Origin of the sequence: Streptomyces sp. NPDC058157 (assembly GCF_042884105.1) — a bacterium.
GTDB lineage: Bacteria > Actinomycetota > Actinomycetes > Streptomycetales > Streptomycetaceae > Streptomyces.
The window spans coordinates 1-12,642 of the sequence record NZ_JBHVUQ010000201.1 but is presented as its reverse complement, the minus strand read 5'-3'; the positions used below and the strand labels follow the sequence as shown (position 1 = coordinate 12,642).

At 73.5% G+C, this 12,642-nt stretch carries 11 protein-coding genes and 1 riboswitch; of the genes, 5 read left to right on the top strand and 6 right to left on the bottom strand.

What is annotated here, in order from left to right:
* Positions 1 to 76: 76 nt before the first annotated feature.
* The 4 genes from ACFVXK_RS32235 to ACFVXK_RS32220 form a co-directional block, all read right to left on the bottom strand.
* Entirely contained in the window at positions 77 to 1,597 is a 1,521-nt protein-coding gene (locus tag ACFVXK_RS32235) for a cobyric acid synthase (protein WP_389618751.1), read from the bottom strand.
* Positions 1,594 to 2,589: a cobalamin biosynthesis protein gene (locus ACFVXK_RS32230; protein WP_389618748.1), complete on the bottom strand. Its 996-nt coding sequence runs from the start codon at positions 2,587 to 2,589 to the stop codon at positions 1,594 to 1,596. The genes ACFVXK_RS32235 and ACFVXK_RS32230 overlap by 4 nt, the downstream gene beginning before the upstream one ends.
* Before the next feature lie 58 nt (positions 2,590 to 2,647).
* Positions 2,648 to 2,734: riboswitch (cobalamin riboswitch) on the bottom strand.
* 197 nt (positions 2,735 to 2,931) lie between these two features.
* The gene (locus ACFVXK_RS32225; RefSeq protein ID WP_358893103.1) at positions 2,932 to 3,153 is read right to left on the bottom strand and encodes a hypothetical protein; all 222 of its coding nucleotides are present in this window, start codon (positions 3,151 to 3,153) and stop codon (positions 2,932 to 2,934) included.
* Positions 3,154 to 3,181: 28 nt separating this feature from the next.
* Positions 3,182 to 4,450 (bottom strand): anion permease, encoded by a 1,269-nt coding sequence (locus ACFVXK_RS32220; RefSeq protein WP_389618745.1) that lies wholly within the window; start codon positions 4,448 to 4,450, stop codon positions 3,182 to 3,184.
* Between the two features lie 310 nt (positions 4,451 to 4,760).
* Here ACFVXK_RS32220 and ACFVXK_RS32215 point away from each other — a divergent pair, with 310 nt between their 5' ends.
* Both ACFVXK_RS32215 and ACFVXK_RS32210 read left to right on the top strand, forming a co-directional pair.
* Positions 4,761 to 5,891, top strand: coding sequence for an alpha/beta hydrolase (locus ACFVXK_RS32215; RefSeq protein WP_389618742.1), 1,131 nt, complete (start codon positions 4,761 to 4,763; stop codon positions 5,889 to 5,891).
* A gap of 176 nt (positions 5,892 to 6,067) precedes the next feature.
* Positions 6,068 to 7,495 (top strand): hypothetical protein, encoded by a 1,428-nt coding sequence (locus ACFVXK_RS32210; protein WP_389618739.1) that lies wholly within the window; start codon positions 6,068 to 6,070, stop codon positions 7,493 to 7,495.
* 177 nt (positions 7,496 to 7,672) lie between these two features.
* On the opposite strand, the gene ACFVXK_RS32205 is transcribed toward ACFVXK_RS32210, so the two are convergent.
* Together ACFVXK_RS32205 and ACFVXK_RS32200 are read right to left on the bottom strand one after the other, a co-directional pair.
* The gene (locus tag ACFVXK_RS32205; protein WP_389618736.1) at positions 7,673 to 8,068 is read right to left on the bottom strand and encodes a VOC family protein; all 396 of its coding nucleotides are present in this window, start codon (positions 8,066 to 8,068) and stop codon (positions 7,673 to 7,675) included.
* 69 nt (positions 8,069 to 8,137) lie between these two features.
* Positions 8,138 to 9,028: a neutral zinc metallopeptidase gene (locus ACFVXK_RS32200; protein ID WP_389618733.1), complete on the bottom strand. Its 891-nt coding sequence runs from the start codon at positions 9,026 to 9,028 to the stop codon at positions 8,138 to 8,140.
* A 220-nt stretch (positions 9,029 to 9,248) separates the two neighbouring features.
* Here ACFVXK_RS32200 and ACFVXK_RS32195 point away from each other — a divergent pair, with 220 nt between their 5' ends.
* The 3 genes from ACFVXK_RS32195 (at position 9,249) to ACFVXK_RS32185 (ending at position 12,404) form a co-directional block, all read left to right on the top strand.
* Positions 9,249 to 10,847: an ABC-F family ATP-binding cassette domain-containing protein gene (locus tag ACFVXK_RS32195; protein ID WP_344154637.1), complete on the top strand. Its 1,599-nt coding sequence runs from the start codon at positions 9,249 to 9,251 to the stop codon at positions 10,845 to 10,847.
* Between the two features lie 353 nt (positions 10,848 to 11,200).
* A complete protein-coding gene (locus tag ACFVXK_RS32190; protein WP_007263382.1) occupies positions 11,201 to 11,422 on the top strand; it encodes a helix-turn-helix domain-containing protein in 222 nt (73 codons plus the stop codon).
* Positions 11,423 to 11,624: 202 nt separating this feature from the next.
* Positions 11,625 to 12,404, top strand: coding sequence for an enoyl-CoA hydratase/isomerase family protein (locus ACFVXK_RS32185; RefSeq protein WP_389618728.1), 780 nt, complete (start codon positions 11,625 to 11,627; stop codon positions 12,402 to 12,404).
* Positions 12,405 to 12,642: the final 238 nt, after the last annotated feature.

Here is a 12,642-nt window from a genome sequence, read left to right as displayed (position 1 = left end):
ATCTTGGGGGTGCGGGCCGCCCCCGGGTTAACGGTGTATGGGCGGGTGGGGGAGCAGCCCCGCTGGGCGGCCGCGCTCACGGGGCGCCCGGGGGGAGGAACGGGAGGCCCGCCGGGGCTCCGGACTCGATCAGCCGCAGCAGCGCAGCGGTGTCCGCGTGCTCCTCGATCAGGTCACCGAGGAGGTCCAGCTGCTCCTCCCGCAGCGCGGCGAACGACGTGTCCGGCGCCGGGACGAAGCGGCGCCCCGCGGCCGCGGCCACCTCGCGGAGGAACGCCCGGCGGAAGCCGTCCGACTCCAGCGAGCCGTGCCAGTGCGTGCCCCACACCGACCCCACCCGGCACCCGTCCAGGAACGGCTCCCCGCCCAGGACTTCGGCCACCCCGTGGTGGATCTCGTACCCGGAGACCTCCTCGCCCAGCGCCGTGCCGACCGGCCGCGCCAGGGTCTTCTCCACCGCGAACCGCACCCGCACCGGCAGCAGGCCGAGGCCCTCCACCTCGCCCGCCCGGGACTCGACGTCGTCCGAGATCCGCTCGCCCAGCGCCTGGAACCCGCCGCAGATGCCCAGCACCGGGCGGCCCTCCGCGGCGCGCCGGGCCAGCGCGTCGGCCAGGCCCCGTTCCCGCAGCCACTCCAGCGCCTTCACCGTGCCGCGCGTGCCCGGTACGACGACCAGGTCCGCGTCGGCCAGTTCCTCGGCCCGGTCCACGAACCGCACGACCACGCCCGGTTCCGCCGCGAGCGCGTCGACGTCGGTGAAGTTCGACATCAGCGGCACCGCGCACACCGCGACCCGCAGCACGTCCGCCCCGACCGGCGGGGCGACGACCGACTCGCGGACCGCGCCGCGCAGCGAGACCCGCAGCCCGTCCTCCTCGTCGATGCCCAGCCCGTGCCGGAACGGGAGGACGCCGTACGTCCCCCGGCCGGTGAGGGAGCGCAGCATCTCCATGCCCGGCTCCAGCAGGGACACGTCACCGCGGAACTTGTTGACCATGTACCCGGCGATCAGCGACTGGTCCTCCGGCGACAGCAGGGCCGTCGTCCCGAAGAAGGAGGCGAAGACGCCGCCCCGGTCGATGTCGCCGACGACGACCACCGGGAACCGCGCGGCCCGCGCGATGCCCATGTTCACGATGTCGGTCCGGCGCAGGTTGATCTCGGCCGGACTGCCCGCCCCCTCGCAGATCACGGCGTCATACGTGCCCCGCAGCTGCTCCAGGCAGTCCGTGACGATCCCGAGGAGCTGTTCCTGCCGCCCGCCGTGGTAGCCGCGGGCGCTCATCTCGCCCACCGGCTTGCCCAGCAGCACCACCTGGCTGCTGCGGTCACTGCCGGGCTTGAGCAGGACCGGGTTCATCAGCGCCGTCGGCTCCACCCGCGCGGCCTGCGCCTGCATCGCCTGCGCGCGGCCGATCTCCGCGCCCTCGCGGGTCACGAAGGAGTTCAGCGACATGTTCTGCGCCTTGAACGGGGCCACCTTCACGCCCTGGCGGGCCAGCCAGCGGCAGATGCCCGCCGTGACCACGCTCTTGCCCGCGTCGGAGGTCGTCCCCGCGACCAGCAGTCCGCCGCCGCGCCCCGTACCGCTCATGCCCGACCCCTCTTCCTCTTCGCCGAAGCCGAAGCTGTCGCCGTCGCCGTCGCCGTCGCCGTCGCCGCGCACCGGACCGCCACGCAGGCGCCCAGCGCCAGCCAGGTCACCCGCCGCGACAGCCGTACCGCCCGTTCGATGTCCGCGACCTCCACCGGCCGCCCCCGCTCCCCGTTGAGCACGGCCCGGTGCTCGACCCGTCCCGCGTAGGAGAGGGTCCCGCCCAGCCGGACGCCGAGCGCCCCGGCGAAGGAGGCCTCGACCGGTCCGGCGTTGGGGCTGGGGTGGGCGGCGGCGTCCGCCCGCCAGGCCCGCAGCGCTCCGCGCCGGTCGGGGCCGGCGGCGACGGCGGCGAGGGCCGTCACCCGGGCCCCGGGCCAGCCGGCGAGGTCGTCCAGGCGGGCGGAGGCCCAGCCGTAGCGCAGGTAGCGGGGCGACTTGTGCCCGACCATCGCGTCCAGGGTGTTCACGGCACGGAAGGCCAGCAGCCCGGGCACCCCGGCGACGGCCCCCCACACCAGGGCCCCGACGACCGCGTCGGAGGTGTTCTCCGCGACGGACTCCACGACGGCCCGGGCCATCTGCTGCCCGTCCAGAGCCTGGGGGTCGCGCCCGCACAGGTGGGGGAGGCGTTCGCGGGCCACGTCGGCGTCCCCGGCGGCGAGCGCCCCGCCGATGGCGCGGGCCTCCCGGCCGAGGCTGGTGCCGCCGACGACGGCCCAGGTGGCGGCGGCGGTCAGGGCGATCCGGGCGGCCGCGGGCCGGGAGCGCACGGCGCGCGCGCCCAGCGCTCCGACGGCGGCGGCCGCGCCGGCGCATACGAGGGTGTGCAGGACGCCCCGGGCGCGGTCGTCGCGCCACAGGGCGCGCTCCACGGCGGCGGCGGCTCGTCCGAAGGCGGCCACGGGGTGCCCGCGGCGCGGATCCCCGAGGATCCGGTCGCCGATCAGGCCCGCCGTGACGCCGTACGCGAAGACGCGGTCGGCACGCATGGTGGCAGGTATGTCCTCACTCAGGGTCCGCGCCCTGGTTCGACGTGTCCGGCGGCGAGAGTTCCTGGCTCCCGGGGCGCACGCGCCGCGTGCGTTCCCCGGTGACAGTGGCGGGACCGCGCCGGATTCGCACCGGACTTCCTCTCCATGCCGCCGTATTGGCTCGGGCAGTCCACCACGCTCCGCGAACGCCCGTCAACTTGCCGTTGACCTGCGGTGGGACGGGGGAGGACCGGCGGGCGGCCGGGGGCGGCCGGGGCCGCGGGTACGCGAAAACTCCCCCCGGGGATGCCCGGGGGGAGCCTTCGTACGTGGTGCCGCCGCGCGGAGACGGGGTGGGTCTCAGGCGACGATCAGGTAGATCCCGTAGGCCACGGCCGCCGCGCAGAGCGCGAAGCAGGCGTAGGCGCCGCTGCGGGCCAGGGCGGCGGTGCCGCCCTGCTCGGTGGCGGCCTCGTGCTTGGAGAGGCCCACCAGGCCCAGGCTGAACAGGGCCACGAGGGCGACGGTCGCGGAGAGGCTGACCCCGAAGACGGAGCCGAGTGCTGCCCAGTCGATCTTCATACTGCCGATTCCTCTGTCGTTCTCGGGATCAGACCGCGGCGGCCGGAGCCGTCGGGGCCTGCGGGTTCGCCGTGGCGGCCGGGATGGTGGCCTTGAGGTCCTCGTCGGTCACCGCGGCGGTGGTGCCGGCGGCCGGGGGGACGGCCACGGCGGCGATGGCGGTGGTGACCACGCCGGGCTGCTCGGCCTCTTCGGCGGCGGCCCCGTTGACGTTGGTGTGGTCGACGACCTGGCGGCGCGAGATCAGCCAGATGGCCACGCAGGAGGCCACGAGGAAGAGGGCGACGGCGGCGACGCCGATGTCACCGGTGCGCATGACCAGCTCGGCGCCCGCGGAGACCAGGGCGGCGGCCGGCAGGGTCAGGCCCCACGCGACGAACATGCGGGTGGCGGTGGACCAGCGGACCACACCGCCCTTGCGGCCCAGGCCCGCGCCCATCACCGCGCCGGAGCAGGCGTGGGTGGTGGAGAGGGAGAAGCCGAGGTGGGAGGAGGCCAGGATGACGCTCGCGGCGGAGGTCTGGGCGGCGAAGCCCTGCTGCGGGTGCAGGTCGGTCAGGCCGCTGCCCATGGTGCGGATGATGCGCCAGCCGCCCAGGTAGGTGCCCATCGCGATCGCCATGCCGGCGGAGACGATGACCCAGACCGGGGGGTTCGAGCCGGGGGCGAGGGCGCCGCCGGCGACCAGGGCCAGGGTGATGATGCCCATCGTCTTCTGCGCGTCGTTGGTGCCGTGCGCGAGGGAGACGAGACCGGCGGAGGCGATCTGACCCGCCTTGTAGCCCTTGGCGGAGGTCTTCTCGCCGACCTTGCCGTTCAGCTTGTACGTGACCTTGGCGGCCAGCATCGAGGCCACACCGGCCACGATCGGCGCGGCGACGGCGGGGATGAGCACCTTGGTGACGACGACGCTGCCGTTGACCGCGCCGAGGCCGGCGGAGGCGACCGCGGCACCGATCAGGCCGCCCATCAGGGCGTGCGAGGAGCTGGAGGGCAGTCCGACCAGCCAGGTGACCAGGTTCCAGAGGATCGCGCCGACGAGCGCGGCGAAGATCACTTCAGGCTGGATGCCCTGTTCGTTGACGAGACCCTTGGAGATCGTCTTGGCGACCTCCACGGACATGAACGCGCCGACGAGGTTGAGCACGGCGGACATGGCCACCGCCGTCTTGGGCTTGAGGGCGCCGGTCGAGATGGTGGTGGCCATCGCGTTGGCCGTGTCGTGGAAACCGTTCGTGAAGTCGAACACGAGAGCGGTGATGATCACGATCCCGAGGAGAAGCGTTATGTGCTCCATTTACCCAGGCTTCTGTTTGGCGTCAGTGGCTCGCCGACCGTAGGCAACCTGGGTGAACGGAAGATGAACTGACTCGGGCGGGGTGGTGTCCCTTCCAGGCCTCCCATCAGGCCCTTCGTCCCGATTCTTTCGTAGTTATCGGCATTCATGCACGTCAGGACCGGGTAAACGGAACCTTCCGGAGGGCCGCCCGGGCCCGTTCCCGGCCCCCGGCGCGGCGGGGAAAGAGAGCTAGATCACTCCGCCCCGGCGCCCGCGTCCGCCGGGCCTTCCGGTGGCCCCCCGACCCCGGCGCCCCGACACTGGAGCGGTGCGTACCGCCACTGCGACGGCCGCTGCCGTCACCACGACCCTGATCGGTGCCGGAGCGGCCGCGGCCCTGGCCGGCCGGTACGCCGCCGACGCCGCCCTCCGGTCCGAACCGGGCCGCCCGCTGCCCGGCGGCCCCCGGCTGAGCGTCCACTCCGCCGACGGCGACCGGGTGGTCCTCACCCGCTCGCTGGCCTCCCTGCGCCCCGGCGTCCACGGCCTGACCGCCCCCGGGATCCACGCGGCCGTCGGCCCGGTCCTCGACGGGGTCCCGCACGACCCGGCCACCGTCGTGCGCCGCCTCCTGCGCGTCAGCCACGGCGCCCTCGACCCCGGCACCCGCGTCACCCTCACCCCGCAGGTGTACTCGGGCAACCCGCGCACCGCCCTCGGCCTGGAACACGCCGACGTGGACGTCCCCGGGGAGCTCGGCGCGCTCCCGGCCTGGTTCCTGCCGGGCGCCCGCCAGACCTGGGTGATCACCGTCCACGGCCTCGGCGCCGGCCGGGAGCACCCGATGGTGGTCATGCCCTTCCTGCACCGCCTGCGCCTGCCGGTGCTCTCCCTCGGCTACCGCGGCGACCTCGGCGCCCCCGCCTCCCCGGACGGCCTCGGCCACCTCGGCGAGTCCGAGTGGCGGGACCTGGACGCCGCCATCCGCTACGCCCTGCGCTACGGGGCCCGGCGCATCGTCCTGCACGGCTGGTCCACCGGGGCCGCCATGGCCGTGCGGGCCGCGGAGAACTCGGCCCTGGCCGGGCGGATCGCCGGGCTGGTGCTCGACTCGCCCGTCCTCGACTGGCACACCACCCTGCGCAACCTCGCCGCGGCCCGCCGCACCCCGGCCCCGTTGCTCCCGCTCGCCGTCCGCGCCGCCGAGGGCCGCGCCGGGCTGCGGGCCGGACACCGGGCGCCCTTCGAGGACCCCGGCGCCGTCCGCCTGCCCGTGCTGATCTTCCACGGGCCCGACGACGCCCTCGCCCCCTGGGAGCCCTCCCGCCGGCTCGCCGCCGCCCGGCCCGACCTCGTCACCCTGCACACCGTCCCGGACGCCGCGCACGGGGCGATGTGGAACGCCGACCCGGCGCGCTACGAGGAGGCGCTGCGCCGCTTCCTCACCTCGCTCATGTGAGCCCCGGTGGGGCTCCACGGAAGCGGAGTTCCGGGAGGTGTCTTGTGGCGCTGGAGTGAAGGCGGTGTGGCAGACGGGACAGGGTGGGCGGTCTGTCCGGGTTCCTCCACCCCATGACCTGTGGAAATGACCCGTTCCGTTTGGGCTTTCGGCCAGTGACGGGCGAGACTGCTTCCGTGACGTCCCGAAAGCCTGATGAGCAGTTGGCTCGCGACTCCAGACTCCGACTCGTCTCCCCGCGCTCCGTCGCCACGGCGCGCAAGGCGGTGACCGACCGGCGAACCCGGCCGGCCACCCGGCCCCCGGCGGGAACCCCCGCCACGGCAGACCTGGCGAACCGCGCCCGCGCCTCCCTCGCCGACGCGGTACGGCTGGCCCGCTGGGCCGAACTGAACCTCGGCACCGGCGACGGCGGCCGCCCCGCCCCCGCGGGGGCCCTGCCCGCCGTCGACGTCGAACGGGCCGCCGCGGAACTGCACCTGACGCACGGCCAGATCCGGGTCGGCTGGGACCGCGCCCGCCTCTCCGGCCTCGTCGAGGTGCACGGCGGCCAGGCCCGCCCCGGCTGGCGGCTGCGCGCCTGGGACCGGGACGACACCGCCGTGCTGCGCGGCTGGGTCGCCCTCTTCGACGCCTGGTCCCTCGTCCACCCGGCCCCCGCCGACATCGCCCCCTCGGCCGTCGCCGAAGTGGTCGAGGCGATGCCGCAGCTGCTCTCCCTGCTCCAGCTGTCCGCCGGTCCGGTGACCGTCCCGGACCTGCTGGACCTCCTCGGGCAGCGCGTCACCGAACTGCGCGACGAGCGGTGCGAGGTCCCCTACGACGCGGAACCCGCCCCGGCGCAGGCCTCCGGCCCGGCACCGGCGCCGGAGCCGCGCGCCCTGCCGATCGCCCGGCTGCTGCGCTGGGCACTGGGCGGACTCGCCGCCGTGGACGCCGTCACCCTCGGCCCGGCGCGGGCCACCCTGACCCCGCTCGGCAGCTGGGCCGTCTGGGTCAAGCTGGAGCAGATCTGCGTCGCCGCCCAGAGCCCGGCCGGGAACATCGAGCAGTCCGCCGCCGCCATGCTGCACGGCTGCGCCCGGCTCACCCCCGGCCCCGCCCGCGCCGAGTACCAGGCCTGGCTCGCCGCCCGGCCCGTCGGCCACGCCGTCAGCGAGCTGCTGCACGCCGCCCGGGGGGAGGACGCCCTGCTGCGGGGCCTCGCCTTCGAGGCCCTGCGCGTGGTCGGCGCCCCCGCCGAGCCCGAGGTGCGCGCGGCCGTACGGGAGCCCGCCCTGCGGCCGTACGCCCTGCTCTGGCTCGCCGAGCACGACGGCGTGGACCCGGACGACGCCCAGGACGTCCTCACCCCCGAGGAGTCGACCTGGCTCTGGGTGGACACGGCGGCGGCCATCGCCGACCACGGCGAGGCCGACCTGCTCGCCCGCCACCTCGACTCCGCCGTCCGCACCACCGTGCCGCGGCTGCTCGACGAGGTCCGGGCCGTCGGGCACCCGCGCACCGTGCAGGTCCTGGTCGCGCTGGCCGCCGCCCACCCCGACCCGGCCCTGGCCAAGGCGGTCCGCCGGGCCGCGTTCCAGGTCCACACCGGCGGAGCGTGAGCCCTGGCCGGGCCGTTACGGGACCCCGCGCCGTGGGCGGATCCGCCGGTGGCGGCCCGCGGGCCGTCCGTGGCCGTCCGCGCAGTTCCCCGCGCCCCTGAGGGGGCTGGTGCCGGTGGGTGCGTGCGGGCCGTCCGTGGCCGGTCGCGCAGTTCCCCGCGCCCCTGGCGGGGGCGGTCAGAGTTGGGGGGCGTACGTGCCGAAGCTCCAGATGTTGCCCTCGGCGTCGCGGGCCATGTAGTCCCGCGAGCCGTAGTCCTGGTCGGTGGGCTCCATGAGGATTTTCACGCCGTGCTCGGCCGCCCGCCGGTGATGGGCGTCCACGTCGTCGACCACGATGTAGACCCCGCACGGGCCGGCCGTCTCCATGACCTTGTCGAAGACCCCGCCGCGCCCCTTGCTCCCCAGCATCACCGCGCCGTTGCCGTACGCCAGCTCCGCATGCATCACCGAACCGTCGTCGCCCTCGTAGACCGCGACCTGGGTGAACCCGAAGGCCTCGGTGAGCTGCTGGATCGCTGCCTTCGCGTCGCGGTACAGCAGCGCGGGGTAGATGGACGGAACGCCTGCCATGACGATCACTCCCTCTCGTGACGGTGACCCAAGTGATCCACGTCACAGCATGGCAGGCGCCACTGACACTCAGCGGAAGGTGTTGCACTGGGCCATGTCGCCCGTCCGGTAGCCCTGGTAGAACCACTGCTGGCGCTGCTCCGCCGACCCGTGCGTCCAGGACTCCGGGGTCACCCGGCCCTGGAACTTCTCCTGGATCCGGTCGTCGCCCACCGCCGCCGCCGCGTCCAGCCCGTCCCGGATGTCCGCGTCCGTGAGGCTCTTGATCAGCGGCCGCCCCGTGGACTCGTCCGGGGTCCGCGTCGCGTTGTGCGCCCACACCCCGGCGTAGCAGTCGGCCTGCAGCTCCACCTTCACCGCGTTGCTGTTCGCGCCCGTCTGCCCGTTCTGGGCCTTCGCCAGCGTCCCCGTCAGGTTCTGGATGTGGTGCCCGTACTCGTGGGCGATCACGTACGCCTGGGCGAAGGGGCCGCCGGTCGCCCCGAACTTGGTCCGCAGGTCGTCGAAGAACCCCAGGTCCAGGTAGACCTGCCGGTCGGCCGGGCAGTAGAAGGGGCCGACCGCCTTGCTGGCCGCCCCGCAGGCGGTGTTCACCTGGCCGGAGAAGAAGACCGTCGACGCCGGGCTGTACTTCCCGCCGCGCCGCTGGAACTCCTGCCTCCAGAAGTCCTGTGTGCTGTTCACCACGGCGACCAGCCGGCAGTCCTCCCGGGCGTTCGCGTCACTGCCCTTCTTGCAGCTCTGCTGCACCTGAGCGGCCGAGGAGGACGTCGAGACCGGCTGCGGACTCCCGTCCGACAGCCCCAGTTGGTCCGGCCCCACGCCGAAGAGCAGGCCCAGGACCAGGGCGATCAGCCCGACGACCCCACCGCCGATGGTGGCCCGCCCGCCCGGGATGCGGCTGTTCCGTACGTCCTTGACCTCGGACGTGTCCAGATCCGCGTCGTCGTCGAACTGCATGCGCACCGCCCTCCACGCGTGGCCAACCCCTCCATCCTGATACGTGCCCCGCCCGCCCGGCGTGGCCCCTGGGCCGAACGGGTGAGGGCCGGGCCCCGAAAAGTGGTTGCGCACCCCCGTTAGAATGGCTTCATGGCAAATCTCCTCGCGGATTAGCGGCGTCGAAGAACGCGCGTCCCGCCAGCCTCTTCCGCCGTCCATACCGCCCTGGAGTATTTCCGTGATCACCGCCACCGGCATCGAGCTGCGCGCCGGCGCCCGCGTCCTCATCGAGTCCGCTTCCTTCCGCATCGCCAAGGGCGACCGCATCGGCCTCGTCGGCCGCAACGGAGCCGGCAAGACCACCCTCACCAAGTGCCTCGCCGGCGAGGGCCAGCCCGCCGCCGGCAGCATCACCCGTTCGGGCGAGGTCGGCTACCTCCCGCAGGACCCCCGCACCGGCGACCTCGACGTCCTGGCCCGCGACCGGATCCTCTCCGCCCGCGGCCTCGACGTCCTGATCAAGAAGATGCGGATGAACGAGGAGCGCATCGCCAACGGCTCCGGCGCCACCCGCGAGAAGGCGCTCAAGCAGTACGAGCGCCAGGAGACCGAGTTCCTCACCAAGGGCGGGTACGCCGCCGAGTCCGAGGCCGCGACCATCTCGGCCGCCCTCAGCCTCCCCGACCGGGTCCTCGGCCAGCCGCTGCACACCCTCTCCGGTGGTCAGCGCCGCCGCGTCGAGCTCGCCCGGATCCTCTTCTCGGACGCCGACACCCTGCTCCTCGACGAGCCCACGAACCACCTCGACGCCGACTCGATCATCTGGCTGCGCGACTACCTGAAGAACTACCGCGGCGGCTTCGTCGTGATCTCCCACGACGTCGACCTGGTCGAGACCGTGGTCAACAAGGTCTTCTACCTCGACGCCAACCGCTCGGTCATCGACATCTACAACATGGGCTGGAAGCTCTACCAGCAGCAGCGCGAGGCCGACGAGAAGCGCCGCAAGCGCGAGCGCCAGAACGCCGAGAAGAAGGCCGCGGCCCTGAACTCGCAGGCCGACAAGATGCGCGCCAAGGCGACCAAGACCGTCGCCGCCCAGAACATGGCCAAGCGCGCCGAGCGCCTGCTCTCCGGCCTGGAGGCGGTCCGCGTCTCCGACAAGGTCGCCAAGCTCCGCTTCCCGGACCCGGCGCCCTGCGGCAAGACCCCGCTGACCGCCGAGGGGCTGTCGAAGTCCTACGGCTCCCTGGAGATCTTCACCGACGTCGACCTGGCCATCGACAAGGGCTCCCGCGTCGTCATCCTCGGCCTCAACGGCGCCGGCAAGACCACCCTGCTGCGGCTGCTGGCGGGCGCCGAGCAGCCCGACACCGGCCAGGTCACCCCCGGCCACGGCCTCAAGCTCGGCTACTACGCCCAGGAGCACGAGACGCTCGACCCGGACCGCACGGTCCTGGAGAACATGCGCTCCTCCGCCCCCGACCTCGACCTGGTCGACGTGCGCAAGACGCTGGGCTCCTTCCTCTTCTCCGGCGACGACGTGGACAAGCCCGCGGGCGTGCTCTCCGGCGGCGAGAAGACCCGTCTGGCCCTGGCCACCCTGGTCGTCTCCTCGGCGAACGTGCTGCTCCTCGACGAGCCCACCAACAACCTCGACCCGGCCAGCCGCGAGGAGATCCTCGGCGCGCTGCGCACGTACAAGGGCGCCGTCATCCTCGTCACCCACGACGAGGGCGCCGTGGAAGCCCTGGAGCCGGAGCGGATCATCCTGCTCCCGGACGGGGTCGAGGACCTGTGGGGCCCGGACTACCGGGACCTGGTCGCCCTCGCCTGATCCCCTCCCGCCAGGTTGATCCAGTCCCGTATGGATCATTCGGCGCAGACGTGATCCATCATCTGAGTGAGACGGTCTCGTACCGTCGCCCTCTGTACAGCGACCCCGGCCGCATCCTCACGGATCCGCGACCGGGGTCGGCTGTTTCCGGCGCCCGGCCCCTGACCTGGTGATTCCTCTCGGTGACGGGGGAATGTGACGGAGGTCATGCAGCGGAAGAGAAGATTCCGTTCTGCTCGGCCGTCCACGGACCGGGAAATGCCGCCGGACCGACCTTGCTGAATGGGTGGCCAGGAAGCCGGGGAGGGGTGATCATGAGAAGCACAGAGCGCACTTCCCACGAGGAGGCACGGGTGGCCGAGACTCTGAAGAAGGGCAGCCGGGTGACCGGCGCCGCGCGCGACAAGCTCGCGGCAGACCTGAAGAAGAAGTACGACTCCGGTGCGAGTATCCGGGCGCTGGCCGAAGAGACCGGCCGGTCCTACGGATTCGTCCACCGGATGCTCAGCGAGTCCGGAGTCACGCTGCGTGGTCGCGGTGGCGCGACGCGCGGCAAGAAGGCGGCCGCGGCCTGACCCTGGCCTCCAGGCCGGGGCGGTGCCGGGGATCGTCCCGACAGCTCCGTTTCGTTTCGTTCCGTTCCATGCTGTTCCGTTCCACTCTGTTCCACGCATGGTTCTTCCGGTGACCCCCGGTCGGCCGCTCGGTCGGCTGGGTGGTTACTGTGCAGTCACTTAGGCCGGGCGTCCGGCCACGACTGCACACCGGAGGCACCAGATGGCTCTGCTCGACAAGGATGGCGTACGGCTCACCATCGACGACACGGTCGCCACGGTGACGCTGACCAATCCGGCCAAGCGAAACGCTCAGTCCCCCGCGCTCTGGCGGGCGTTGGCGGAGGCCGGACGGTCGCTGCCCGGCACGGTCCGGGTCGTCGTGCTGCGCGGCGAGGGCAAGTCCTTCTCCGCAGGGCTCGACCGGCAGGCGTTCACCCCCGAGGGCTTCGAGGGCGAGCCGTCCTTCCTCGATCTGGCGCGCGGTTCCGACGAACTGCTCGACGCCACGATCGCCGAGTACCAGGAGGCTTTCACCTGGTGGCGGCGCAATGACGTCGTCTCCATCGCCGCCGTGCAGGGGCACGCCATCGGCGCCGGCTTCCAGCTCGCACTCGCGTGCGATCTGCGGGTCGTCGCGGACGACGTGCAGTTCGCCATGCGCGAGACCAGCCTGGGTCTCGTCCCCGACCTGGCCGGCACCCGGCCGCTGACCGACCTGGTCGGCTATGCCCGCGCGCTCGAGATCTGCGCGACGGGCCGCTTCGTGCACGCGGAGGAGGCCGAGCGGGTGGGGCTGGCGAACCTGGTCGTCCCGGCCGACGAGCTGGACGCGGCCGTCCAGGACCTCACCACCGCGCTGCTGGCGGCGCCGCGGGATGCCGTCGTCGAGACGAAGGCGCTGCTGCGGGGGGCGGGGGCGCGCACGTACGACGACCAGCGGGTCGCCGAGCGGGCCGCCCAGGCCCGGCGCCTGCGCGACCTGGCGGGCCTCTCCGACTGATTTTTGACGCGCCGCTCGCGCGGCTCGGCGCCGGGGCGCCTCCCCGGCTTCGCGGCGCTGCGCCGGACTCCGTCCGGCGGGGGGCTGGGCGGGGCCGCTGCCCTTGGCTGGGCGCCGTCGTCGTCTGCGGACCGTTGCCGCTGTGCGGGGCGGAGGTCCCCTACCCGCCCTTCCACCGTTCCCAGGGGCTGCGCCCCTGACCCCGATACCGTGCGGGCGCGCCCCGGCGCGCCAAAAC